Annotated in this window: 19 protein-coding genes and 3 pseudogenes; 9 read left to right on the top strand and 13 right to left on the bottom strand. The window is 62.2% G+C overall.

Features of this window, described 5'->3' with window-relative positions; genetic code table 11:
• From OMP40_RS16050 to OMP40_RS16030, 5 genes and pseudogenes are all read right to left on the bottom strand, one after another.
• On the bottom strand, window positions 1-669 hold the full coding sequence (locus OMP40_RS16050; RefSeq protein ID WP_277533231.1) for an ABC transporter ATP-binding protein: 669 nt from the start codon (window positions 667-669) through the stop codon (window positions 1-3).
• 109 nt (window positions 670-778) lie between these two features.
• Window positions 779-1039: pseudogene (locus OMP40_RS16045) on the bottom strand (ATP-binding cassette domain-containing protein); the annotation flags it as partial.
• Window positions 1036-1845 carry an ABC transporter permease gene (locus OMP40_RS16040; RefSeq protein ID WP_277532706.1) on the bottom strand — a complete coding sequence of 270 codons (810 nt, stop codon included), beginning with the start codon at window positions 1843-1845 and terminating at the stop codon, window positions 1036-1038. The pseudogene OMP40_RS16045 and the gene OMP40_RS16040, both read right to left, overlap by 4 nt.
• Window positions 1845-2723, bottom strand: coding sequence for an ABC transporter permease (locus tag OMP40_RS16035; protein ID WP_277533229.1), 879 nt, complete (start codon window positions 2721-2723; stop codon window positions 1845-1847). Before OMP40_RS16035 ends, OMP40_RS16040 begins: the two co-directional genes overlap by 1 nt.
• A gap of 118 nt (window positions 2724-2841) precedes the next feature.
• Entirely contained in the window at window positions 2842-3951 is a 1110-nt protein-coding gene (locus tag OMP40_RS16030; RefSeq protein WP_277532704.1) for an ABC transporter substrate-binding protein, read from the bottom strand.
• Window positions 3952-4159: 208 nt separating this feature from the next.
• On the opposite strand from OMP40_RS16030, the gene OMP40_RS16025 reads away from it, so the two are divergent.
• Together OMP40_RS16025 and OMP40_RS16020 are read left to right on the top strand one after the other, a co-directional pair.
• On the top strand, window positions 4160-4840 hold the full coding sequence (locus OMP40_RS16025; protein ID WP_277532702.1) for an FG-GAP repeat domain-containing protein: 681 nt from the start codon (window positions 4160-4162) through the stop codon (window positions 4838-4840).
• Window positions 4785-7262, top strand: a complete 2478-nt coding sequence (locus tag OMP40_RS16020; RefSeq protein ID WP_277532700.1) for a Calx-beta domain-containing protein — start codon at window positions 4785-4787, stop codon at window positions 7260-7262. The genes OMP40_RS16025 and OMP40_RS16020 overlap by 56 nt, the downstream gene beginning before the upstream one ends.
• A gap of 219 nt (window positions 7263-7481) precedes the next feature.
• Here the strand turns inward: OMP40_RS16020 and OMP40_RS16010 are convergent, their stop codons facing one another.
• Window positions 7482-7610: a hypothetical protein gene (locus OMP40_RS16010; RefSeq protein WP_277532698.1), complete on the bottom strand. Its 129-nt coding sequence runs from the start codon at window positions 7608-7610 to the stop codon at window positions 7482-7484.
• A 20-nt stretch (window positions 7611-7630) separates the two neighbouring features.
• Here OMP40_RS16010 and OMP40_RS41825 point away from each other — a divergent pair, with 20 nt between their 5' ends.
• Together OMP40_RS41825 and OMP40_RS16005 are read left to right on the top strand one after the other, a co-directional pair.
• The gene (locus tag OMP40_RS41825) at window positions 7631-7759 is read left to right on the top strand and encodes an S-layer homology domain-containing protein (RefSeq protein WP_420871943.1); all 129 of its coding nucleotides are present in this window, start codon (window positions 7631-7633) and stop codon (window positions 7757-7759) included.
• Between the two features lie 692 nt (window positions 7760-8451).
• Complete coding sequence (locus OMP40_RS16005; RefSeq protein ID WP_277532696.1) at window positions 8452-13914, top strand: FG-GAP-like repeat-containing protein; 5463 nt, start codon at window positions 8452-8454, stop codon at window positions 13912-13914.
• Between the two features lie 592 nt (window positions 13915-14506).
• On the opposite strand, the gene OMP40_RS16000 is transcribed toward OMP40_RS16005, so the two are convergent.
• Entirely contained in the window at window positions 14507-15088 is a 582-nt protein-coding gene (locus tag OMP40_RS16000; RefSeq protein WP_277532694.1) for a TetR/AcrR family transcriptional regulator, read from the bottom strand.
• A gap of 121 nt (window positions 15089-15209) precedes the next feature.
• Here OMP40_RS16000 and OMP40_RS15995 point away from each other — a divergent pair.
• A pseudogene (locus tag OMP40_RS15995) lies at window positions 15210-16431 on the top strand (MFS transporter).
• Here OMP40_RS15995 and OMP40_RS15990 read toward each other — a convergent pair.
• From OMP40_RS15990 to OMP40_RS15980, 3 genes are read right to left on the bottom strand one after another with little or no spacing between them, the layout of a single operon-like run.
• Window positions 16424-16963 carry a hypothetical protein gene (locus OMP40_RS15990; protein WP_277532693.1) on the bottom strand — a complete coding sequence of 180 codons (540 nt, stop codon included), beginning with the start codon at window positions 16961-16963 and terminating at the stop codon, window positions 16424-16426. The pseudogene OMP40_RS15995 and the gene OMP40_RS15990 overlap by 8 nt on opposite strands.
• Entirely contained in the window at window positions 16923-17546 is a 624-nt protein-coding gene (locus tag OMP40_RS15985) for a hypothetical protein (protein ID WP_277532690.1), read from the bottom strand. Before OMP40_RS15985 ends, OMP40_RS15990 begins: the two co-directional genes overlap by 41 nt.
• Window positions 17518-17796 (bottom strand): hypothetical protein, encoded by a 279-nt coding sequence (locus OMP40_RS15980; protein WP_277532688.1) that lies wholly within the window; start codon window positions 17794-17796, stop codon window positions 17518-17520. The genes OMP40_RS15985 and OMP40_RS15980 overlap by 29 nt, the downstream gene beginning before the upstream one ends.
• 304 nt (window positions 17797-18100) lie before the next feature.
• Here OMP40_RS15980 and OMP40_RS15975 point away from each other — a divergent pair, with 304 nt between their 5' ends.
• On the top strand, window positions 18101-18754 hold the full coding sequence (locus OMP40_RS15975) for a class I SAM-dependent methyltransferase (RefSeq protein WP_338131167.1): 654 nt from the start codon (window positions 18101-18103) through the stop codon (window positions 18752-18754).
• A gap of 429 nt (window positions 18755-19183) precedes the next feature.
• On the opposite strand, the gene OMP40_RS15970 is transcribed toward OMP40_RS15975, so the two are convergent.
• Window positions 19184-20566 carry an FAD-dependent oxidoreductase gene (locus tag OMP40_RS15970; RefSeq protein WP_277532686.1) on the bottom strand — a complete coding sequence of 461 codons (1383 nt, stop codon included), beginning with the start codon at window positions 20564-20566 and terminating at the stop codon, window positions 19184-19186.
• A gap of 93 nt (window positions 20567-20659) precedes the next feature.
• Window positions 20660-20821 (bottom strand): hypothetical protein, encoded by a 162-nt coding sequence (locus OMP40_RS15965; RefSeq protein WP_277532684.1) that lies wholly within the window; start codon window positions 20819-20821, stop codon window positions 20660-20662.
• 58 nt (window positions 20822-20879) lie between these two features.
• On the opposite strand from OMP40_RS15965, the gene OMP40_RS15960 reads away from it, so the two are divergent.
• Window positions 20880-21809, top strand: a complete 930-nt coding sequence (locus OMP40_RS15960) for a VOC family protein (protein WP_277532682.1) — start codon at window positions 20880-20882, stop codon at window positions 21807-21809.
• Between the two features lie 142 nt (window positions 21810-21951).
• Here OMP40_RS15960 and OMP40_RS15955 read toward each other — a convergent pair whose 3' ends face one another.
• Window positions 21952-23340, bottom strand: a complete 1389-nt coding sequence (locus OMP40_RS15955; protein ID WP_277532680.1) for a family 4 glycosyl hydrolase — start codon at window positions 23338-23340, stop codon at window positions 21952-21954.
• 167 nt (window positions 23341-23507) lie between these two features.
• Between OMP40_RS15955 and OMP40_RS40150 the strand changes: the two are divergent.
• Together OMP40_RS40150 and OMP40_RS15950 are read left to right on the top strand one after the other, a co-directional pair.
• Window positions 23508-23672 (top strand): annotated as a pseudogene (locus tag OMP40_RS40150) (AraC family transcriptional regulator); the annotation flags it as partial.
• A 136-nt stretch (window positions 23673-23808) separates the two neighbouring features.
• Window positions 23809-24348: a helix-turn-helix transcriptional regulator gene (locus tag OMP40_RS15950; protein ID WP_277532678.1), complete on the top strand. Its 540-nt coding sequence runs from the start codon at window positions 23809-23811 to the stop codon at window positions 24346-24348.
• The last annotated feature ends 17 nt before the right edge of the window (window positions 24349-24365 follow it).

Genomic DNA, 24365 nt, shown 5'->3' with positions numbered 1-24365 from the left:
TCAAGCTCCTTCTTTCTCCAGCTGCAGCAGCTGCGATTCGTCGAGCGCAAGGAGGACGAGGCTCCGCTCGGCGAGCGGCAGCGTGCGTCCGTCGTTCAGCGCGTCGATCGTAAGCCGCACGCCGGCGGCCTCGACGCCGTACCGGATGACGTTGCCGAGGATCGACACAGAACGGATCATGCCCGCCGCGATGCGCCGATCCGTCCCAAGCGATTCGGCGCTTTCCTTCAGCAGCACGACCGATTCGGGACGAATGGCGAAGCTTTGCGCCGCGCCGTCGACTTTGCCGAACAGCTTGAGCGCGTCCATTCGGCTAAGCACATTGTAGCTGCCCATGAACCGGGCGACGAACTCGGTCCGCGGCTTCGTATAGATCGCCTCCGGCGAGCCTTCCTGGACGATCCGGCCTTTGTTCATCAGGCATACCCGGTCGGACAACGTCAGCGCTTCCTCCTGGTCGTGCGTGACGAACACCGTCGTCATGTTGAACTGCCGCTGGATCGCGCGGATTTCGGCGCGCAGGTTTTTGCGGATTTGCGCGTCCAGCGCGCTGAGGGGCTCGTCCAGCAGGAGCACCTTCGGACGGACGGCCAGGGAGCGCGCGAGCGCCACCCGCTGCTGCTGACCGCCGGACAATTGCTGGGGATACGCATCCCGTTTGTCCGTCAGTTCGACGACGGCGAGCAGCTCCTCGGCCCGGCTCCGTCTGGCCGCCTTGTCGATCCCCCCGCATCTTCAGGCCGTATTCGATATTTTGACCGACCGTCAGGTTCGGGAACAGCGCATATGCCTGAAACACCATGCCGATCTCCCGGCTCCGCGGCGGCAGCTTGGCGATATCCTTGCCGTCCAGCAGGATTCGGCCGCCGTCGATGTCCGCGAGCCCCGCGATGCACCGCAGCAGCGTGCTTTTGCCGCAGCCCGAAGGCCCGAGCAGCGTCACGAGCTCGCCTTCTCGAATTTGCAGGTTCACGTCTTCCAGCACGTTCGCGGACCCGAATCGCTTGCGGATGCCTTGCAGCTCCAGGTAGTCGCTCATCGTTTCAAACCTCCGTTCACTTTTTGGCCCAGCTTCATGAGCATGGCGGACAGGATCAATATAAACACGAAGTAGGTGATCGCGATGGCGCTGGCGACGTGCCCGCTCTCGCCCATACGTCGATACAGGTACACCTGGATCGTCTGAATCTGCCCGCCGACGAGCATGTTGGTCAGCACGAATTCGCCGAACAGCACGGAGAACGACAGCAGCGCGGAGACGAGCACGCCGGGCCAAATGTTGGGCAAAACGACCGTCGCGAACGCGCGCATCCGGCTTGCGCCGAGCAGTTCCGCGGCGGAGAGCAGCGGACCGGCGGATACGGTCAGCAGACTGTTGCGGATGCCCTGGTACATATAAGGCAGCACGACGACGAAGTAGGCGCCGATCAAAATGTAAGCCGTGCCCGATATGTTGAGCGGACCGGAAGAATAGGCGCGGATGAGTCCAACCGCCGCGACGACGCCGGGCACCGCGTAAGGAAGCACGACGAGCCCCTTCATAAGCGACTCCAGCCTTGGCATGTAGATCGCAATGACGAACACCGCGGGCAGCATGACGAGCAGGCTGATGGCGACGCTAATCAGGCAAAGATAGAGCGAATTCCAGAGCGACGCCAGAAAACGAAGGTCCATGAACATGCCGCGGAACCATTCGAGCGTCCAGCTCTCGGGCAGCAGCGTCGTCTGCCATTCCCGGGCAAACGCATAGATGCAGGTGGCCAGCAAGGGCAGCAGCAAATAGACCATCAGCAGCAGCAGCAACGTGCGATGCGCGGGTCCCGCCCGCTTGGTCGAAGCGTCCATCACAGCTCCTCCTTGGCGGCGGCTGCCGCAGTCCACGAGCGCGGCGGCGAAGAACGGCGCTTGCGGGCCGGGCGAGCGGCGAATGCGGCGTCGAGTCGCCGCGCGCGCTGGGTCATCTTATGATTGAGAAAGACGGCGAGCAGCGTCGTGAGCGCCAGAATGACCGCGAGCGCGTTGCCGAGCTGCGGCTGGTTGACGACGTCGCCCGCCACGAGCGAGCCGATCCGCACGGCCAGCAGATTGTAGTTGCCCCCGACCAGCGCATAGGCCGTCGCGTACGCCCCCATCGCGTTGGCGAACAGAATGCCGACCGTGCCGAACACGGCGGGCGACAGCACCGGCAAGCCGATGCTCGTCCAGAACTGCCGCCGGCTCGCGCCCAGCAGCGACGCGGCTTCGCGCCACTGCTCCCGGATGCCGTAGAAGGACGGATACAGCAGCAGAAGCGCGAGCGGCACCTGGAAGTACACATACACCAGGACCAGCCCCGACCAGCTGTACAAATTAAAATCGGCGAACACGCTCCAGCCCCACTGCTTGAACAGGAGCGTGAACACCCCGTTGCTGCCCAGCAGCACGATATAAGCGAAGGCGAGCGGGATGCCCTGAAAATTCGACGTCATGTTGGATAGCATCAGCAAGCGGTCCCGCGTTCTTGACGGGAATCTCGTGATCGCATACGCGCAGGCAAGACCCACGACGATGCCGATCGCGCTTGAAGCGGCGGAGATGAGCAGGCTGTTCTTGATCGCCTGCATATAATAGGCGCTCTGCAGAATGTGCGCATAGAAGCCGAAGGAGATGCCCCGGCCCGATTCGGGCTTCAGGCTGCCCGTCACCATCGATACGACCGGGATCAGTTGAAACAAGAGTACCATCGCCAAAAAAGGGGACAAGCCCCAGCCACATCCACCGATTGCTTCGTTTCAAACGCGCCACGCTCCTATCGGATCGGAGAGGCGCCTTCGGCCGAAGTCGAAGACGCCCCGTAAGAATTTAGTTCATGTGGACGAGGACGCGTTCCTGCCACAGCTGCGGAATCTGCTTGGCGGTCTCTTCCCACGCCTTGTAGTCGTTAACCGGCTTGACGTTCGCGTAGGCTTCCTTCGGCAGCAGCTTGGCGGCCACGTCGTCCGGCAGCTTCACGCTGTCGCGGATCGGTCTGGCGTAGCCCTTGGCCAGGTTGATCTGACCTTCGTCGCTGAGGATATATTCGCGCGCGAGCTTGGCCGCGTTCGGATGCGGCGCGTACTTGTTGATGATCGTCGCGTAGCCGCTCACGACGCTGCCCTCGGTAGGAATAGCGACGTCGTACTGGTCCTTGCCGAGCTGGTCGCTGTAGTTGAGCGCGTTGAAGTCCCAGAGCAGCGTCACTTGCACTTCGCCCTTCTCGATGTTGGCGAGGCTCGCTTCCGCATTGGAGAGACGGCCTTCCTTCGCCAGGCCTTCGAAGTACGCGATGCCCGGCTCGACGTTCGTCTCGCTGCCGCCGAACGCGATCGCCGCCGCGAGCACGGCCATTTGGGCTTGCGCGGCTTTGGTGACGTCGCCGACGATAATCTTGTAGTCGCCGTTCTTCAGGTCCTCCCAGCTCTTGGGCGGGTTCGCGACGAGCTTCTTGTTCGTCAGAAATCCGATCGTGCCCTGGTAGCCGACGATCCAGTGGCCGTCCTGGTCCTTGGCCCAAGCGGGAATCTCGTCCCAGTACGAGGTTTTATAGGCTTGCGTGACGCCCTTGTCGATCGCGACCGAGCCGAAGGCGATGCCGACGTCGCCGATGTCCGCGGTCGGCTTGTCCTTTTCCGCGTCGAACTTGGCGATCTCCTCGGCGCTCGACATGTCGGTGTCCGTATGCGTCAAGCCGTATTGGGTCTGCAGATCTGCCCACGTATCTTTCCAGTTCGCCCAAGTGTCCGGCATGCCGACGCTGACGACGGTGCCCTCTTCCTTCGCGTTCTTTTCCAGGTCGGCCACCGAGATTTCCTGCTGCGGTGCTGCGCTCGCTTCCGCGCCGTCCGCGCTTTTTTCTCCGCATGCCGCCAGCGACAGCGCGAGCGTCGACAACGCGAGACCCGCAGCTAACTTCCTCTTCAATGCGATTTTCATGGTTTCCCTTCACTCCCGCGTGGATTATTGTGGACTATGTCTATATTCTTGTTGTTTTCTCTCCACCTAGAGTGTAGTCGGGGACTATTTGCGCTGGATTATCCGAACCGGGCTGATTTATTAAATCGTTTGGGGGATTTATCGCGAAGGCGAATCTAGTATAATGTTGAAAAAGGCCATATTTTGTCAGAAGGAGATTTGCCATTATATGAAAAGAAAACTAGCGGGTCTCGTGCCCGCAGTGCTGGCGCTCGCCCTGGCATTAGCTCCGCTCGGCGCGTTCGCGGCCGGACCGAAGTTTCAAAGTGCGACTCCTTCGTATACGCTGCCGGACACTTATTCAATCATATTCGATGCAGCGTTCGCCGACTTGACGGGCGACGGACGCCAGGATGCAGTTCTGATTGATCTCTATAAAAATGAACTCGCGATATTCAAAGGAAACGGTGACGGTACGTTCCAGGACCCGCCGTCCTATCAGCCGGTCGGCGCCAAACCGAGAGAAATCGCCGTGGCGGACTTCGACAAAGACGGCGATCTTGACCTGGCGATCAGCAACAGCGACTCTCACAACGTATCGATCCTCCTCAACCGGGGAGACGGCACTTTCGACACGCAGACCTTCTTTGCTGCCGGCACCTATCCGATGGGCTTAGCCGAATCAGATTTCAACGGAGACGGCAATGCGGATTTAGCCGTCGTTGATACCCTCTCGGATCAGGTGTCGGTCCTCTACGGCGATGGACACGGCGCTTTCGGCGCGCCCGTTTCTTTTTTCTGTCGGACATATTCCTCGTTACGTCGCTGCCGGCGACTTCAACAGGGACGGACAAATGGATCTCGCCGTCTCCAACGACTCCGATTCGAATATCAGCGTGCTGCTGAATAACGGAAACGGGACCTTTACGACTAGCGCATACGGAAGCTTCCCAGGTCCGTTCAAGCTCGTGTCGGGCGATTTCGACGGCGACGCCGACGACGACCTTGCGGTCGTGGCCAATGGCGTCGGCGGCAACGGCGCCTACGTTCTGATCAGCCGTGGCGACGGTTCCTTCGAGACGCCCGTCCTGTACTACACCGGCAATCAACCGATCGATATCGCCACGGGCGACTTCGACGGCGACAACCATTTGGACCTGGCGGTCACGAACCAATGGAGCACCGTCTCGTTCCTGAACGGCAACGGCGACGGCACGTTCCAGGCCAAGTCGGATCTTCCGCTCTCCGGGTACATTGCGACCGGCGATTGGAACGGCGACCTCATTACCGATTTGGCCAATTTAAGCGGGAACACGATTTTTCTGAAGACCAGCAGAGCCGAAGGCGCGCTGGCGCTATCCGCCCCCGCTTATTCCGTCCCCGAGGATGGAGTCAGCGCGATCGTGACCGTCAATCGGACCGGAAGCTCCTACGGTCAGACGAAGGTTCGGATTAAAACGTCGGACATCACCGCGATCGCCGGCTCCGACTATACGGCGGTCGACGCGACGATCGTCTTCAACCCGGGCGAGACGACGCAGACGTATTCAATACCGGTCGCGGACAACGGCGTTCATGGCGTGGACCGCACATTCGGCGTGACGATATCCGCACCGACGAACGAGGCGACGCTGGGCGGCCAGACAAGCGCGACGGTCACGATTGTGGAGGACGACCCCGTGCCGGACACGACGGCGCCGACGATAGATCCGACGAAGTTCGCCGCCGTCGACAACTACAGCGGCACGCCGGATCGGCTCGCAGGCGCCGCGGGCGCGATCGGCGAACCCGGCGCGATCGTACGCGTGTACCGCTGGATCGATGCCGACACCGACGGCGTCGTCGATGCAGGCGAGCTCGGCGCGGCCATCGCGCTCGGCACAAGCGACGTGGACGGCACGGTCCCGGGCGCCGACATCGGCGACCTCGGGCCGGGAACCTACAAGTATGTCGTATCCGCCGAGGACGCTGCGGGCAACGAATCGCCGCGCACGGCGGCGGCAGCGGTCACTGTCACGCTGACGAAGGGGCTCGCGCCCGACGTCACCGATCCGACCTGGCCGGCAGGGGCGACGCTCGCGAACACGAACGTCACGCGCACCGGCGTCCGGCTGTCGTGGCCCGCAGCCGACGACGACCGTGGCGTCGATCACTACGAGCTGAAACAGGACGGCGGCCTGATCGCCTCGCCTTCTGCGGCGACGCTGACTTACGACGTCGCTGGACTAACCGCCGGCACGTCGTACACATTCGAGATCGTCGCCGTGGACGCCGCGGGCAACCGCAGCGCGCCGCTCGCCGCGACGGTGGCGACTTCGCCGCTCGTCGATCCGGCGAAGTTCTCGGCCGTCGACAACTACGACGGCACGCCGGATCAGTTGGCCGGCGCAGTTGACGCCATCGGCCGCGCCGGCGCGACCGTGCACGCCTACCGCTGGGACGACGCCGACACCGACGGCGTCGTCGATGCGGGCGAGCTCGGCGCGGCCATCGCGCTCGGCACGAGCGGCGCCGACGGCTCGGTCGCGGCCGTCGATCTCGGCGACCTCGCGCCCGGCACTTACAAGTTCGTCGTCACGGCGACCGACGGCGCCGGCACCGAATCGCCGCGCACGGCGGCGGCGGCCGTGACCGTCACGCTGACGAAGGGCACCGCGCCGGACGTCGCGGCACCGGTTTGGCAAGCTGGTGCGACGCTATCCGTCTCGGCAGTCACCTACGAGAGCCTCCGGCTCTCGTGGCCTGCTGCAACGGACGACCGCGGCGTCGACCATTACGAGCTGACGCAGAACGCGGGTACGCCCATTATTTTGACGGCTTCCACGCTGTCCCGCGATATCGGAGACCTGGCCGCTTCGACCGTTTATGAATTTTCCATCGTCGCCATCGATGCTGCGGGCAACCGAAGCGCCGCGTTGACGGCCACGGCCTCGACGCTGCCTCGTCCTGGAATTGCGCAACCGCCCGAAGCTTCGGGCGAGAACCGACTTCGGCTGCTGACGCTCATTACGGATGCAGGCTCCGTCAGCTTGACGCCTGCCTTCGACATGAACGTACTCGCTTACGAGGCAACGACTACGGAATCGCGCGTTACGCTGAATGCCGAGCCCCTTTCTCCAGCCGCTGTTTTGCGGATTAACGGACAGAGCGCCCTCGGCAAGCTCCCGCTCGCGATCGATCTCGCCCCGGGCAAGAACGTCGTACAGATCGAAGTTCAGGCAGCCAACGGCAATATCCGCGCTTACGACCTGACGATCAATCGCCGGGAGAAGCCCCCCGGTTGGCACTTGCTTCGGCGATATCCGCGGCCACTGGGCGGAAGCGGAAATTAACGAAGCCTGCGCGCTCGGCCTGGTCCAAGGCGGGCCCGAAGGCCTTTATAGACCGGACAGCCCCGTCACTCGCGCCGAGTGGGCCGTCATGATCGCAAGATGGTTGAATTCGGACGTCAAAAGTACCGCCATGGTCTCCGAGTACGCGGATTCGTCCAGCATTCCCGCCTGGGCCAGCGAGGCGATTGCCGCCGCGACGGACATCGGCATCCTGATCGGCTATCCGGACGGCACGTTCCGCCCCGCCGTGAGAATCAGCCGCGCGGAGATGGCGGCCAGCATCGTCCGCGCCGCGAAGTGGACGACGGATCCGAAGTCCCTCACGAATTTCGCGGACGACGCGAGCATCCCGTCCTGGGCGAAGCCGTATGCCGCAAGCCGCCGCGATGCACGATACTATGAACGGCCAAAGCGGCAATCGCTTCGAGCCTCGCGCACCGACGACCCGGGCCGAAGCGGCGGCGCTCCTCGTGCGATTGTCCAAACGCTCCAACTGACTGCGCCTTTAATTGAAAACGGGATTAGGCAGGTTTGTTCCTGCCTAATCCCGTTTTTATTTGAACGATGTTTAAACTTCTGCTGCCCTGCGACAGTACTTTGCGCCCTTCGGCTTCGGACACCGCCCAACTACTGCCCTACGACCGTACTTTGCGCCCTTCAGCCCCGGACACCGCCCAACTACTGCCCTACGACCGTACTTTGCGCCCTTCAGCCCCGGACACCGCCCAACTACTGCCCTACGACCGTACTTTGCACCCTTCAGCCGCGGACACCGACCAACTACTGCCCTACGACCGTACTTTGCGCCCTTCAGCCCCGGACACCGTCCAACTGCTGCCCTGCGACAGTACTTTGCACCCTTCGGCTTCGGACACCGCCCAACTACTGCCCTACGACCGTACATTGCGCTCTTCAGCCCCGGACACCTGGCGCGGACAAGAAAAGATCCGCAGCCACTTCTTTTTCAATGCGTTTTTCATCGTTTCCCCATCGCTCCCGCGTGGATTATTGTGGACTATGCCTATATTTTTTTCGTTTTCTACTTCACTTGAATGTTGTCGGGTACGATTACGCTGAATTATCCGAACCAGGCTGATTGGTTTAATCGATTGGGGGATTTCTAGCAAGAACGAATCTAGTATAATGTTGAAAAAGGCTATATTTTGTCAGAAGGAGATTTGCCCTTACTATGAAAAGAAAACTAGCGGGTCTCGTGCCCGCCGGGCTGGCGATCGCCATGGCGGCAGCTCCGCTCGGCGCGTTCGCGGCCGGACCGAAGTTTCAAAGTGCGGTGCCTGCTTACACGATTAATAACAGCGGCTCGATTAACCATATCGCCTTCGCCGATCTGGACAAGGACGGGCACCTGGACGTGATCGTGAGCGATCCGATAAATGACCGAATCGCGATATTCAAAGGAAATGGCGACGGGACGCTTCAGGCAACGCCCCAATACTTGACGGTGGGCCTCGGTCCGAGAAGGATCTCGATCGAGGATCTCGACGGCGATGGCTTCCCGGATCTCGCTGTTACCAGCTATTCCGACGACAAAGTAACGGTCATTCTCAGGAACGCCGACGGCACGTTTAAGCCTGGAACCGCGTATGCGGCGGGAGACGGCCCGATCGGAATCGCCTCGGTCGATTTAAACAAGGACGGGCACCTGGATCTGGCGATCGCAGACAACGATAGTCATCAAGTATCTCTCCTCTACGGCAACGGAGACGGCACCTTCCTAGCCCCCGTTTCTTTGCCGGTAGGAAGTTATCCTCGTTATATCATCGCCCATGACTTCGACAAGGACGGGCAGCCCGATCTGGCCGTCTCCGACACCGGCTCGGCGAATATCAGCGTGCTGCTTAATCAGGGAGGCGGCACCTTTAACCGCAGCGATTTCGGGGGCATTCTGACCCCGACGTCCCTGGTGTCGGGCGACTTCAATGGCGACGGGATCACTGATCTGGCGACCGCCGACAACGGCAATCCCGGCGGCGCTGCCGTCCTGCTCGGCGTCGGCGACGGCTCCTTCCGCACAGCCGTCCTGTACCCGACCGCTCCGGGTACCTATCCATTCGACATCGCGGCGGGCGATTACGATGGCGACGGCCGGCTCGATCTGGCCGTCTCGAACCAGGTGGTAGGCACAGTCTCTTTCTTTAACGGCAACGCCGATGGAACCTTCCAGCCGAAGTTCGATCTGCCGATTTTCGGTTATGTAGCCTCGGAAGACTTGAACGAGGACGGGCTGGCGGATTTGGTCTATGCGAACGGCGCAAACCTCAAATTATTGAATAGCCGGGCCGAAGGCGAGCTGGCGTTTTCCGCGCCGACCTTTACCGTCGCCGAGAATGGCGGCAATGCGACTGTGACCGTCAATCGTACGGGCAGCGACTACGGCCAAACGAAGGTTCGAGTTCAGACATCGGACTTGACGGCGGTTTCGGGCACCGATTATACCTCCGTCGACCAGACGATCGTTTTTGGTCCCGGCGAGACGACGAAAAACGTGACGGTGCCGGTCAAGGACAATTCGGTCTACGGCACGGACCGGACGTTCGGCGTGACGATCTCCGGTCCGACCAACGGAGCGACGCTCGGCGCGCAGACGAGCGCGGTCGTCACCATTCAAGAGGACGATCCGGCGCCGGATACGACCGCGCCTACCCTTGATCCGACGAAGTTCGCCGCCGTCGACAACTACAGCGGCACGCCGGACCGGCTCGCAGGCGCCGCGGGCGCGATCGGCGAACCCGACGCGATCGTCCGCGCCTACCGCTGGATCGATGCCGACACCGACGGCGTCGTCGATGCAGGCGAGCTCGACGCGGCGATCCCGCTCGGTACAAGCGCCGCGGACGGCTCTGTTCCGGGCGCCGACATCGGCGACCTCGGGCCTGGAACTTACAAATACGTCGTATCCGCCGAGGACGCTGCGGGCAACGAATCGCCGCGAACGGCGGCGGAGGCCGTGACCGTCACGCTGACGAAGGGCATCGCGCCGGACGTCGCCGATCCGACCTGGCCGGCTGGCGCGGCGCTTGCGGACGCGAATATCACGCGCACGGGCATCAAGCTGTCTTGGCCCGCAGCCGACGACGATCGCGGCGTCGACCACTACGAGTTGACGCAGGACGGCGGCTTGATCGCCTCGCCTGCTGCAGCGACGTTGTCCTACGACGTCGGCAGCTTGACAGCCGGCACGTCGTACGCGTTCGAGATCGTCGCCGTGGACGCCGCGGGCAACCGCAGCGCGCCGCTCGCCGCGACGGTGGCGACGGCGCCGCTCGTCGATCCGGCCAAGTTCTCGGCCGTCGACAACTACGACGGCACGCCGGACCAATTGGCCGGCGCAGTTGACGCCATCGGCCGCGCCGGCGCGACCGTGCGCGCCTACCGCTGGACCGACGACGACACCGACGGCGTCGTCGATGCGGGCGAGCTCGGCGCGGACATCCCGCTCGGCACGAGCGGCGCCGACGGCTCGGTCGCGGCCGCCGATCTCGGCGACCTCGCGCCCGGCACGTACAAGTTCGTCGTCACGGCGACCGACGGCGTCGGCACCGAATCGCCGCGCACGGCGGCGTCCGCGGTCTCCGTCACGCTGACGAAGGGCATCGCGCCGGACGTCGCCGATCCGACCTGGCCGGCTGGCGCGGCGCTTGCGGACGCGAATATCACGCGCACGGGCATCAAGCTGTCTTGGCCCGCAGCCGACGACGATCGCGGCGTCGACCACTACGAGTTGACGAAGGACGGCGGACTGATCGCCTCGCCTGCTGCAGCGACGTTGTCCTACGACGTCGGCAGCTTGACAGCCGGCACGTCGTACGCGTTCGAGATCGTCGCCGTGGACGCCGCGGGCAACCGCAGCGCGCCGCTCGCCGCTACGGTGGCGACTTCGCCGCTCGTCGATCCGGCGAAGTTCTCGGCCGTCGACAACTACGACGGCACGCCGGATCAGCTGGTCGGCGCGGTAGACGCCATCGGCCGCGCCGGATCGACCGTGCGCGCCTACCGCTGGACCGACGACGACACCGACGGCGTCGTCGATGCGGGCGAGCTCGGCGCGGACATCGCGCTCGGCACGAGCGGCGCCGACGGCTCGGTCGCGGCCGCCGATCTCGGCGACCTCGCGCCCGGCACGTACAAGTTCGTCGTCACGGCGACCGACGGCGTCGGCATCGAATCGCCGCGCACGGCGGCGGCGGCCGTGACCGTCACGCTGACGAAGGGCATCGCGCCGGACGTCGCGGCGCCGACCTGGCCGTCAGGTGCGGCGCTCGCGGACGCGAACGTCACGCGCACCGGCGGCCGGCTGTCGTGGCCCGCAGCCAACGACGACCGCGGCATCGATCACTACGAGCTGAAGCAGGACGGCGGCCTGATCGCCTCGCCTGCTGCGGCGACGTTTTCCTACGACGTCGGCAGCTTGACAGCCGGCACGTCGTACGCGTTCGAGATCGTCGCCGTGGACGCCGCGGGCAACCGCAGCGCGCCGCTCGCCGCGACGGTGGCGACGGCGCCGCTCGTCGATCCGGCCAAGTTCTCGGCCGTCGACAACTACGACGGCACGCCGGACCAATTGGCCGGCGCAGTTGACGCCATCGGCCGCGCCGGCTCGACCGTGCGCGCCTACCGCTGGATCGACGCCGACACCGACGGCGTCGTCGATGCTGGTGAGCTCGGCGCGGACATCGCGCTCGGCACGAGCGGCGCCGACGGCTCGGTCGCGGCCGCCGATCTCGGCGACCTCGCGCCCGGCACGTACAAGTTCGTCGTCACGGCGACCGACGGCGTCGGCACCGAATCGCCGCGCACGGCGGCGTCCGCGGTCTCCGTCACGCTGACGAAGGGCATCGCGCCGGACGTCGCCGATCCGACCTGGCAGGCAGGGGCGACGCTCGCGAACACGAACGTCACGCGCACCGGCGTCAAGCTGTCTTGGCCCGCAGCCGACGACGATCGCGGCGTCGACCACTACGAGTTGACGAAGGACGGCGGACTGATCGCCTCGCCTGCTGCAGCGACGTTGTCCTACGACGTCGGCAGCTTGACAGCCGGCAAGTCGTACGCGTTCGAGATCGTCGCCGTGGACGCCGCGGGCAACCGCAGCGCGCCGCTCGCCGCTACGGTGGCGACTTCGCCGCTCGTCGATCCGGCGAAGTTCTCGATCGTCGACAACTACTACGGCACGCCGGACCAATTGGCCGGCGCAGTTGACGCCATCGGCCGCGCCGGCTCGACCGTGCGCGCCTACCGCTGGACCGACGCCGACACCGACGGCGTCGTCGATACGGGCGAGCTCGGCGCCGCTATCGCGCTCGGCACGAGCGGCGCCGACGGCTCGGTCGCGGCCGCCGATCTCGGCGACCTCGCGCCCGGCACGTACAAGTTCGTCGTCACGGCGACCGACGGCGTCGGCACCGAATCGCCGCGCACAGCGGCGGCGGCCGTGACCGTCACGCTGACAAAGGGCATCGCGCCGGACGTCGCGGCACCGGTTTGGCAAGCTGGTGCGACGCTATCCGTCTCGGCAGTCACCTACGAGAGCCTCCGGCTCTCATGGCCTGCTGCCGCGGACGACCGCGGCGTCGACCATTACGAGCTGACGCAGAACGCGGGTACGCCCATTATTTTGACGGCTTCCACGCTGTCCCGCGATATCGGAGACCTGGCCGCTTCGACCGTTTATGAATTTTCCATCGTCGCCGTGGATGCTGCGGGCAACCGAAGCGCCCCGTTGACGGCCACGGCCTCGACGCCGCCTCGTTCTGTAACTGCGCAGCCGCCCGAAGCTTCGGGCGAGAACCGAGTTCAGTTGCTGACGCTCATTACGGATGCAGGCTCCGTCAGCTTGACGCCTGCCTTCGACATGAACGTACTCGCTTACGAGGCAACGACTACGGAATCGCGCGTTACGCTGAATGCCGAGCCCCTTTCTCCAGCCGCTGTTTTGCGGATTAACGGACAGAGCGTCCCCGGCAAGCTCCCGCTCGCGATCGATCTCGCCCCGGGCAAGAACGAGATCCAAATCGAAGTACGGGCGGCTAACGGCAGTATTCGCGCCTATAGTCTGACGATTAATCGCCAGGAGAAGCCGCCGGTTGTTACTTGCTTCGGCGATATCCGCGGCCACTGGGCGGAAGCGGAAATTAACGAAGCCTGCGCGCTCGGCCTGGTCCAAGGCGGGCCCGAAGGCCTTTATAGACCGGACAGTCCCGTCACTCGCGCCGAGTGGGCCGTCATGATCGCAAGATGGTTGAATTCGGACGTCAAAAGTATCGCCATGGTCTCCGGGTTCGCGGATTCGTCCAGCATTCCCGCCTGGGCCAGAGAGGCGATTGCCGCCGCGTTGGACAGCGGCATCCTGAACGGCTATCCGGATGGCACGTTCCGCCCCGCCGTGACGATCAGCCGCGCCGAGACCGCGGCCACCCTCGTCCGCGCCGCGAAGTGGACGACGGATTCAACGACTGTCACAAATTTCGCGGACGACGCGAGCATCCCGTCTTGGGCGAAGCCGTATGCCGCAACCGCCGCGATGCACGGCATTCTGAGCGGCAAAATCGGCAATCGCTTCGAGCCTGGCGCGCCAACGACCCGGGCCGAAGCGGCGGCGTTCCTCGTGCGATTGTCCAAACGCTCCAACTGACTGCACCTTTGATTGAAAACGGGATTAGGCAGGTTTGTTCCTGCCTAATCCCGTTTTTATTTGATCGATGTTTAAACTTCTGCTGCCCTGCGACAGTACTTTGCACCCTTCAGCCCCGGACATCGCCCAACTACTGCCCTACGACCGTACATTGCGCGCCTTAGCCCCGGACACCGCTCATCAACTGCCCTGCGACAGTACTTTGCACCCTTCAGCCCCGGACATCGCCCAACTACTGCCCTACGACCGTACTTTGCGCGCCTTAGCCCCGGACATCGCCCAACTACTGCCCTACGACCGTACTTTGCGCGCCTTAGCCTCGAACACCGCCCAACTACTGCTCCACGACAGTACTTTGCACCCTTCAACCCCGGACACCGCCCAACTACTGCCCTACGACCGTACTTTGCACCCTTCAACCCCAAACACCGCCCATCAACTGCCCTACGACCGTACTTTGCACCCTTCAACCCCAAACACCGCCCATCAACTGCCCTACGACCGTACTTTGCACCCTTCAGCCCCAGACACCGCCCAACTACTGCCCTACCTCACTACTTTGCACGCTTCATCTCCCGGGCATCTCTTCCCGCTACGCCCGAATGCCCTCGAACCCGCTCGTCACCAGCCGGCGCACATAATCGTCGTCCAGCGGCTCGCCGGTCACCAGCAGCCGGTAAAGGATCGGTCCGTACAGCAAGTCCACGCCCAGTCCGACATCCAGCGTTTCCCGAAGCTGTCCTCGGCGAATTCCTTTTTCCAGAATTCCCTTGGCTTCCTGCCGCCGCGGCTGGAAGTACCGCGTCCGGTACGCTTCGGCGAGACCGGCATCGAATTGCCCTTCCCCGACCAACGCGGCGATAATCTTGCCTTCCCGGCTTGTCAAAAAGCGGGTCAAGTTCACGGCGTGAAGCTGAACGTCCTCGAATGCGTCTCCCGTGTCGGGCACCGGCAGCCGGGCCGTGGCGGCGGACAAAAATCCGTCCATGACCACCGCGGCTTTGTTCGGCCACCATTTATAAATGGTCGCTTTGCTGACGCCAGCGCGCTCCGCGATCTTCTCCACCGTCACCGCGCCGAAGCCGACCTCCAGCAGCAATTCGTAGGACGCGGACAGTATCGCCTGCTGCGTCTTCGGATCCCGCGGCCTCCCCCGCTTGCCCTGCTCATGCATCGTTCTGTTCTCCCTTCGCCTATTTACAAAACGCTTCGTTCAGTATATCATGAGATCACAAATTAATAAACTGTACGTTCAGTATATATACCATTCGAACGTACAAATCGGAGGAATTCAGATGCATACGAAACAAAAAGCGAAGGACGGCGGCATTTCCCGCGGTTTGACGATCCTGCTCGCGGCAGCATGCGGCTTGATCGTGGCGAACCTCTACTATGCCCAGACGCTGGTCGGACCGATCGGCGCTTCCACGGGACTGTCCGCCGGCGCCGCGGGCCTCATCGTCACGTTGACCCAGATCGGCTATGTCGCGGGGCTGCTGTTCATCGTCCCGTTGGCCGATATCGTCGAGAATCGCAGGCTTACGATCGTATCGCTCGCCGTGGCGGCCGCCGCATTGATCGCGGCAGCTCTGGCGCCGAACGCGCCGTTGTTTCTGGCCGCGTCGCTCCTCATCGGGACCGCTTCTGTCGTCGCCCAAGTGCTCGTGCCCTTCGCGGCTTCGCTCGCCTCCGAAGCCGAACGGGGCCGCATTGTCGGCAACGTGATGAGCGGACTTCTCCTCGGCATCATGCTCGCGCGGCCGGTCGCCAGCTTCATCGCCGGCATCTGGAGCTGGCCTTATGTATTCGCCGCCTCGGCGGTCGCCATCGCGCTGCTGGCGGCGCTGCTGTCGCGCAAGCTGCCCAAACGGCAGCCTGCGCCCAGCGTATCCTACGGCAAGCTGATCGGCTCCCTTTTGCCGCTGCTCGCCCGCACGCCGGCCCTTCGCCGGCGCGCGTTGTACCAGGCTTGCCTGTTCGGCGCCTTCAGCCTCTTCTGGACGGTCGCCCCGCTCCATTTGGCGGATGCTTACGGCATGTCGCAGCAGGGCATCGCCTGGTTCGCGCTCGTCGGCGTCGGCGGCGCGATTGCCGCTCCGATCGCCGGGCGGCTGGCGGACAAGGGCTGGAGCCGGCCGCTTACCTGGCTGGCGATGAGCGTCGCCCTGCTGTCCTGGCTGCTCCCGCGCATTGTACACGGCCACTCGACCGCATCGCTCATCCTGCTCTTCGTCGCCGCGATCGCGCTCGACATGGCCGTCTCCGGCAACCTGGTGCTCGGACAGCGCGTCGTCTATTCGCTCGGCAGCGAAGCGCGGGGCCGTTTGAACGGCCTGTTCATGTCGATCTTCTTCATCGGGGGGCGCCGTCGGCTCGGCGCTCGGCGGCTGGGCATACGCGCACGGCGGCTGGCAGCTCGCTTCGCTGATCGGTGCCGCTCTGCCGCTGCTCGCGATTCTCTATGCGTTCACCGAAAAAAGCGTCAAATCGCTCGAAGCAAAACCCGCCGTTAACTAAGCTTCGCCAGCTCGTCCATAAAAGCGGGCCGTCTCCCGTAAGCCGCCTTCAATCGGGAGACGACCTCCGCTTGCCTGGCCTCGCCGGCGATCTTTTTGTAGCGTTTGATAACGCCGCACACCGCCCGGTAGCCCTTTCTATCGGTCGACTGTTCAGCCTGACGATCAATGTACCGCTCATAAATTTGCAGAACTTCATCCCGGTAATCGGTCGCAAGCCGTTCGGCATGCGTTTCGATCTCCGAAGGCGCGGTACGGACATAATCCATCAGTTCCGGCAGATCGTTGTTCTCCAGAATCAGCCGAAGATACACGTCTCTGGAACGCCAACCGCCAGCCTCCCTCAGCTCCGCGATGATACGTCGATAGAAAGCTTCCTTATTTTCTCCAGCCAGGACAGCCAGCTCTTCATAGTACGCATACTCGCCGCCCAGCAGCAGCTCCTTGCCGAGCGCCGCCTGCTCCTGCTTAAGCGAAAGCCTTTTATAGGCTTCATACTTGATGCGCTTCCACTTGGCGACGCGTCCCGGCAACGTCCGATCCTCCCGTTCGCCCTCCTCGGCCAATTCGATCGCGCGGCGCGTGTCCCCCGGATTCCATGAAACGATCGATGATCAGCTCGCGAAACGAAGGATATTGGATATGTTCATAGGCAAACCGCTCCGCTTCTTCCTCCGAATCGAGCAGGAGCAGCCGATGCATCAGTTGAAGCAAGCTCTCCCGATTGTATTGAGCGTATCCGTCGTCGGCACCGTCTTCAAGCTGCTCCTCCAGCTTGTTTTTCAACCGTTCTCTCGGTCCCGGCAGATCGGCGAAGGCCATGCAAATTTCAAGCACATCGGTACGGTTCGAGTCCCAGCCGTCGAACATCCCGCTGTCGCTCAATGCAAGCAAGCGCTCAAAGAAAAAGAGACGCGCCGTCTCGCTATCTTCGCGACATTCGTTTGCAAGCTGCGCGATTTTCCCCAAACATTCCTGGATCAGCATGCCGATCTCGCCGCCCGAATCGTCCGCATATTGCAGCGCTTCCATGCTTTCTTCCAGCATCGCGGACGTCATTTCAAGCGATAGCACGGCGCCGTGGCTGTCATCGATGCTTTCCAGCAGATTCAACATTTCCGCCGCAAATCCGGATACCTCCCGATAAAAAATGAATTCTTGTTTTCCGCTGTACTTTCTTACGGTCGATTTGATCATTTTTTTTTAATGCTTGGATTTGCTGCTTGTCCGTTTTCCCTTTCCCGTATTTCAATAGCAGGCTATTTTTAAGCATGCTGTCCTGTTCGCATACGTTCGCTACGATTTGAACGAGCTCTTCTTTGGACAAACGGCTTAGTATCGTTTCCAGCTCGGAAATTTCGGTCATAAACTGCGCTCCTCGGTAATTTCATCGTTTTCTATCATTGTAGCGGTTTACGGCGTCCGTCTGCACTTCAAACTTTCGCTCGACCGTTCGTCGATGACGCTTGACGTCCCCACCCATTTGAATCTATTATGGATATTCAATATCTTTAATTAAAAATCGATTCCATTAATAAAGGAGACTGCGACCATGTCCAGCCAACCCGACCTCGATTCAACTCTTCCGAACGGGGCGCAGCGAAAGGAACCCTTGTCCCGACTAGGCACGGAAGTGCTGTCCCTCCTCCAGCCCTCCCCCCGGAGAGCGAATACTCGACCTCGGCTGCGGAAACGGGGACCTGACGGCCCGAATCGCGGCCGCGGGAGCGATTCCCACGGGCATCGATCTGTCTGCGGATTCGATCGCTGCCGCAAAACTAAGGCACCCGGGCCTGGATCTTCTTGTGGCGGATGCCGGCAATTACCGGACGGACGAACGTTATGACGCGGTCTTCTCCCATGCCGCGCTGCATTGGATCGGGAACGCGGAGGCGACGGCGCGCACCATCCGGCTCGCCCTCAGGGACGGGGGACGATTCGTGGCCGAGTTCGCGGGCAGCGGCAACCTCGTCTCGCTGACCGATGCGGTCGTGAAGACGCTCTCGGCGCGCGGCTACAAGCCCGAGGGACGCATTCCCTGGTATCTACCGACGATCGGCGAATATGCGGGCTTGCTGGAGCGAACCGGATTTCGCGTGACGTCCGCCCTGCACTTCGATCAGCATTCGCCGATTAAGGCGCCCGCGGGCATTAGAGCGATGATGGACAGCTTCGCGAGCTACTTCTTCGACGGCGTCGCGCCCGAGGAGCACGATGCCGTCTACGACGAAGTCGAGGCCGCGCTCATGCCGCGCCTGTACCGCGACGGCCAATGGACGATCCATAAAAGTCGCTTGCGTATCGCTGCCGTCAAGCTTCCGTGATCGGCGGATGCTTGTCGGGACGCAGGGCAGACTACAGACGGTCGAGCTCCCGCGCTTCTGCTTTGGGCCGGCAGCTTTTGCATACGCCGATCGTACGCCCGCCTTCGTCGATATAAAAAAGAAAGCCGCGCGGCGCGCTTGCGGCACAAAGAGCAGGGCCGCGCTTGCTCCCCTGCTTCGGGGTGCCGCGTCTTGCCCGGCTCCTCTTGCGTTTGGCGTCCGCCCGTTCGCGGCTTGCCGGTTCTGCGCCGGCGGGCGGCCCGAAGCGGCACAACCTTCGCGCTGCGCGCTGCCGGCGTTGTTCGGCGGCGCCGGACAAGCCAAATGGCGGCCCCGGCGACCGCCAGGACGGCGGCCATTACAATAGCGATCAGCATGCGGTTCTCCTTTCCGATCTGCGGTATGCCCGACTGACTCGGCGTCGGACGCTCAACCGATGGCCGACAGCAGGTCGTTCAGCGACTCGGCCATCGACGGATGCGTAAAGATCGAGTCCCGGAGCGTCGCGTAAGGCTCGCCGGTCTTCATGAACATCGAGACGATGTTCACGACTTCGCCGGACTCCGCGGCGAACAGCGTAACGCCGAGCAGCCGCCCGTTGTCCGCGTCGACGACCGCCTTCATCAGACCTTCCGTCTGCCTGAGCTGGCGCGCGCGCGGCGAAGCGGACGCGGGCAGCGCGGCCGTCTTCACCCGGTGTCCGGCCCGCAGCGCCTCAGTCTCGGTCATGCCGACCTGGGACAAAGGCGGATCGATGAACACCGTATACGGAACGTAATGCCGATCCTTCGTCGAGCGTCCGCCGTCGCCGAACAACGCGTCTCTGACGATCCGATAATCGTCGAGCGAGATATAGGTAAATTGAGGTCCTCCGTTGACGTCCCCGAGCGCCCAAATATGCGGGACGTTCGTTCGCAGCCGCTCGTCGACCTGGATGAAGCCGCGTTCGCTCCGTGCGACGCCCGCCGCGTCAAGATTCAGGCCTTCCGTGTTGGCCGTGCGTCCCGCCGCGATCAGAATCGCGTCCGCCGCCAGCTCCGACTCGCCTTCCGGACACGACACATGCAGTATCGAAGCATCGCTGCCGTCTTCGATCCGATTCACGCCGGCGTTCAACAGGAAGCGGATGCCTTTTTTCTCCAGCGTCTTCCGCACTTCGTCCGCGATGTCCGGATCCTCGCGCGGCATGAACCGGGTGCCCCGTTCGATAACCGTCACCTCCGATCCGAAGCCGGCATAGATCGAGGCGAATTCAAGGCCGATATATCCGCCGCCGACGATCGCGAGGCGCGCCGGCAAGCGCTCGACCTCCAGCAGCTCCGTGCTCGTATAAATGCGGCTGCCCTCGATGCCCGGCAGGTTCGGCAAGACCGCCCGCGCGCCCGTATTGATGAAGATCCGGTCGGCTTCGACGATCCATTCGCCATCCTCCGTCTCCACGCGCACCTCGCGCGGATTGAGGAACGACGCCGCGCCGGTCAGCACGGTCGCGCCGGGGCGGCCGTTAACGTTGTCGAAGTTTTTGGCCCGCAGCAGCGAGACGAGCGCGTTCTTGTCCCGAACGGCCTGCGCATAAGCTTCGCTGCGCGCCTCCATGCTCAGCCCGACCCGCTGAGACAGCAGATGCGCGTCGTGAGCCAGCGCCTTCGTCGGAATGCAGCCGACGTTGATGCAGGTGCCGCCGTACATCAGCGGAGACTTCTCGACGACGATGACCTTGAGGCCTTGGGCGGCCAGATAGGGCGCCAGCGTCTTGCCCCCTTTGCCGAAACCGATGATTAAAGCGTCGACCTTTTCTCTCCTGTCCGCCATCGCGCATCCCTCTTTGCTGATCAGATTAGCTGTCCCTTGCTTCCGTTAACCAAGTTTTCCTTTTTAATGATCATAGCACTACGGCGACTCGAATTAAAATCCTTCGAGCACGACCTTGCCCGCCGTTCGGCAGGTCTCCAGCATCAGGTGCGTCTTCCGGAGGTTGCCGGCGTTGATCGGCGAGCGCGTCTCGCCCGTCATCGTCCGGACCGCGCCGGCTTCCTGCGCGAATTTCGACGAAACCCAGCAATCCATGAGAAACGCCGGCCCGCCTGTCCATGATAAAATGGTACAAAAAAGGAGGCTGACATCCATGAGCGACGTTACCGCCGGCGCATCCGAGCCGCGCATCGTCCCGCATTTGTGGTTCGACAAGGAGGCCAAGGAAGCAGCGGCGTTTTACAGTACCGCGTTTCCCGGGTCCGCCGTCACGAGCGCGACGACGCTTCGCGACACGCCCTCCGGCGACGCCGACCTCGTATCGTTTACGATCTGGGGCACGCCCTTCATGGCGATCTCCGCAGGCCCGCTCTTCAAGTTCAATCCGTCCGTCTCGTTTATCGTGAACTTCGATCCGTCCAGGGAGAGCCGCGCGCGGGAGCTGCTCGACGAGACATGGGACAAGCTCGCCGAACAAGGCACGGCGCTGATGCCCCTGGGCGAATACCCGTTCAGCGCGCGATTCGGCTGGATTCGGGACAAGTACGGCGTGACGTGGCAGCTTATGCTGACCAATCCGGAAGGGGAGCCTCGTCCGACGATCATCCCGTCTCTCATGTTCACGGGCGACAACGCAGGCAGAGCGGAGGAAGCCCGCGAGCTTTATCTGTCCGTATTCGCGCGTTCGCGTCCGGGACAGCTGCGACGCTACGGTCCCGGCATGGCGCCGGATAAGGAAGGCACGGTCATGTTCAGCGACTTTATGGTGGAAAATACCTGGCTGACCGCAATGGACAGCGCGCACGACCACGGCTTCGCGTTCAACGAAGCGATCTCCCTGCTCGTCCGATGCGACACGCAGGCCGAGATCGACGCCTATTGGAGCGGTTTGTCCGCCGATACGCAGGCTGAACAGTGCGGCTGGCTCAAGGATAAGTTCGGCCTGTCGTGGCAGATCGCGCCCGCTTCCATGAACGACATGATGTCCGGCGGGACGCCCGAGCAGATCGAGCGCGTGACGAAGGCCTTCATGCCGATGAAAAAGCTCGACATCGCGAAGCTGGAGCAGGCTTTTCTCGGATAAGCGTATGGCGGATAAGCGTATTCCGCATGCGTGATGCCGCCCGGCGAGACGCGCAAGCGCGAGACATGGCGCACGAGCAAGAACCGCCAAGCCCCAAGGCTCCGCGGTTCTTGTTTTGGATGGCGGCGCTTTTGCGCCTCCGCTATTCGTACCAGTATGGCGGGAGGACATCTTTTTCCTGCTCGAGCAGCTCCTTGATGATCAGGTCCGCGTCATGGATCGAATTCACGAGCGGATCGGTCATCATCGCCCTGCGCAGCTTGACGAAGCTCCGTTCGGCGACCGCCTCCGCGGTAAGCTCGTGCGTGTCCAGCACGAGCTCCTGCATGCCTCGAATGCCTCTCGGCATCTCCCCTGCGGGAAGCGGCTTGATCCCTTCCATGCTCACCTCGCTCAGCAGCTCCAGGAACGCGTCGTCGTTCATGTTGGACACCGCTCCGTTGTTCAGCGTGTTGATATAGAAGCGCTTGCCCAGATTGCCGACCATATTCTCGATGATATCCGTCGCATGGTCGGGGCCGAACGACCGCATATAGTCCGAGATCGGCAGCGCGCCGGACAGGAAGCCGTCCACTTGGCCCCACATCTCTTCGTGGCGCTTGTACCGCTCGTCCGTCTCCCAGATCGACAGCGGCGGGATCGCGTCCTTCGTCTTCCCCAGCCCCTGCCAATACCGGACGTATTCTTTGGTGTGCGCCGTGCAAGTCGGGATATAGCCGAATATATCGTACAGCTGATAGGTAATCGAATCGTTGAAGCGCGCTTTGGCACCCGTATCTCCGCCGTCGGTCTCCGTCGCGGCCGCTATTCTCATCGCCTCGGCGATCTTGGGAGCGACGTCCGCTCCATCGTACTCCGCCTTCAGCAGCCAGGTAAAATGATTGACGCCGGCCACCCGGAAGTCGAATCGCCGATCGAGATCCGCGTCGAATGCGCTCCGATCCGCGATAATGCCGGCCCTGACGGCATAATTCGCTTTGATGTGCGGCATATGGTGGCCGTCGCACAGCGCGAACGACTTCAGCTTCGGCGCGTAGCGGCTCAGCGCGATCCCATGGACGGTCGACGGATTGATATAGTTGATGACCCAGGCGTCGGGACACAGCTCTTCGACGTCCCTGGCGCATGCGAGGATAACCGGCATCTCCCTCATGGCCCTGAAGATGCCGCCCGGTCCGATCGTATCGCCCGAGCACATGCGAATCCCGTATTTCAACGAAACCTGGCAGTCGATGCCCCGGTATTTGACCGTATCCTCCGCAAAACTGAGCACGACAAAATCGGCGTCCTTCAGCACATCTCTCCGGTTCGTTGAACCTTCCACCTTCAGCGGGACGCCATTCTCCTTGGCAACCGCCTTGGCCAGGTTCACCATTTTAGCCAGCCTGTCTTCGTCCGTGTCGACCAAGGCAAGCGTCCCGTTGTTCAAATAAGGGGAATGAACCATCTGCCAAATCGACTGACGGCCGAAAAACAGGCTGCCCGCGCCGAGCACGACGACCTTCGGTTGAAACGCGTTCGAGTCGCTCACGATCGAACCTCCTAAGTAGTTGATAGCCTCATTATAGGAGAATGGCCGGAAAGCGGAATATGCGGCGGTTTTGCATCCATGTCAAAAAGTACGAATTTCTGAAGCCTGCGAATTCAATGATATAATCGGATAAAAGCCCGCAATGTCTACGAGTGGGGGAATCGTACATGCCGGATATGGACATTTTTAACGAGCTCTCCGAGTTCATCGCGCTCCGCCTGAAGTCCTGCTGGGCGATCGCGCCGGAAGGGGACTGGATCGAGCATAAAGCGCATGCCGATTACGATATTTGGTTCATTCAATCCGGCACCGTGAAGCTTAGCATCGGCGGCACCTCGCATACGGCCCGTCCGGGCGACGTCGTTTTCTTTTATCCCCGCATCCCGTACATCGCTTCCTGCGAAGAGGGGGGGCTGCAGGTTTATATACGTCCATTTCGACTACGGCATCGGCGAGCAGCAGCGCATTTTGGGCGACTTTCCGCTATCGGGCATTGTCGGCGGCGATTTGATACGGGAAAATGTCGAGCTGTTCGTCAAGGCCTACGCGCAATCGGAGCGTTCGGACGGCAAGCCGGGGAACCGTCTATATTTAAAAGCTTGCCTCATGGCCGTCATCGCCAAGATCATCGAGCTCCACGCCCAAGGGCAGTATCACGGCGCCTTTCTGATCGGGACCTCGCCGAGGAGATCGGGCCGGGATCTGGACGTCCTCCAGCCGATCTTCCGGTACATTGACGATCATCTGCACGAATCGGTCCGAATCGGCGAGCTGGCTCCCCTTGCCGGCATCTCCGAGAAATATTTCATTTCCTACTTCAAAAAAGCCGTCGGCATCACGCCGGGGCAGTATATCTATCAGATTAAAATGAACCGGGCGCGCGACTACCTGTACGAAAAAAAATACACGGTCCAGCAAATCTCCGGCTTCCTCGGCTACCCCGATCCCTTCACCTTTTCGAAGGCGTTCAAGAAGTACTATCATGTGCCTCCGTCGAAATTCGATTGATCGGCGCGCCAGACGAC

It is taken from the genome of Cohnella rhizosphaerae (assembly GCF_029525575.1).
GTDB classification, from domain to species: domain Bacteria; phylum Bacillota; class Bacilli; order Paenibacillales; family Paenibacillaceae; genus Cohnella; species Cohnella rhizosphaerae.
Note: the sequence above shows the minus strand (reverse complement) of the source record. Positions and strands in the feature narration are given on the sequence as shown.

Bases quoted from the DNA above. Each gene is read 5' to 3' on its own strand.
- OMP40_RS16040 (WP_277532706.1), bottom strand. From the start codon at position 1,845: ATGGACGCTTCGACCAAGCGGGCGGGACCCGCGCATCGCACGTTGCTG.
- OMP40_RS16035 (WP_277533229.1), bottom strand. From the start codon at position 2,723: ATGGTACTCTTGTTTCAACTGATCCCGGTCGTATCGATGGTGACGGGC.
- OMP40_RS16030 (WP_277532704.1), bottom strand. From the start codon at position 3,951: ATGAAAATCGCATTGAAGAGGAAGTTAGCTGCGGGTCTCGCGTTGTCG.
- OMP40_RS16025 (WP_277532702.1), top strand. From the start codon at position 4,160: ATGAAAAGAAAACTAGCGGGTCTCGTGCCCGCAGTGCTGGCGCTCGCC.
- OMP40_RS16020 (WP_277532700.1), top strand. From the start codon at position 4,785: ATGGATCTCGCCGTCTCCAACGACTCCGATTCGAATATCAGCGTGCTG.
- OMP40_RS16010 (WP_277532698.1), bottom strand. From the start codon at position 7,610: ATGCTCGCGTCGTCCGCGAAATTCGTGAGGGACTTCGGATCCGTCGTC.
- OMP40_RS41825 (WP_420871943.1), top strand. From the start codon at position 7,631: ATGCCGCAAGCCGCCGCGATGCACGATACTATGAACGGCCAAAGCGGC.
- OMP40_RS16005 (WP_277532696.1), top strand. From the start codon at position 8,452: ATGAAAAGAAAACTAGCGGGTCTCGTGCCCGCCGGGCTGGCGATCGCC.
- OMP40_RS16000 (WP_277532694.1), bottom strand. From the start codon at position 15,088: ATGCATGAGCAGGGCAAGCGGGGGAGGCCGCGGGATCCGAAGACGCAG.
- OMP40_RS15985 (WP_277532690.1), bottom strand. From the start codon at position 17,546: ATGTTGAATCTGCTGGAAAGCATCGATGACAGCCACGGCGCCGTGCTA.
- OMP40_RS15980 (WP_277532688.1), bottom strand. From the start codon at position 17,796: ATGACCGAAATTTCCGAGCTGGAAACGATACTAAGCCGTTTGTCCAAA.
- OMP40_RS15970 (WP_277532686.1), bottom strand. From the start codon at position 20,566: ATGGCGGACAGGAGAGAAAAGGTCGACGCTTTAATCATCGGTTTCGGC.
- OMP40_RS15965 (WP_277532684.1), bottom strand. From the start codon at position 20,821: ATGGATTGCTGGGTTTCGTCGAAATTCGCGCAGGAAGCCGGCGCGGTC.
- OMP40_RS15960 (WP_277532682.1), top strand. From the start codon at position 20,880: ATGAGCGACGTTACCGCCGGCGCATCCGAGCCGCGCATCGTCCCGCAT.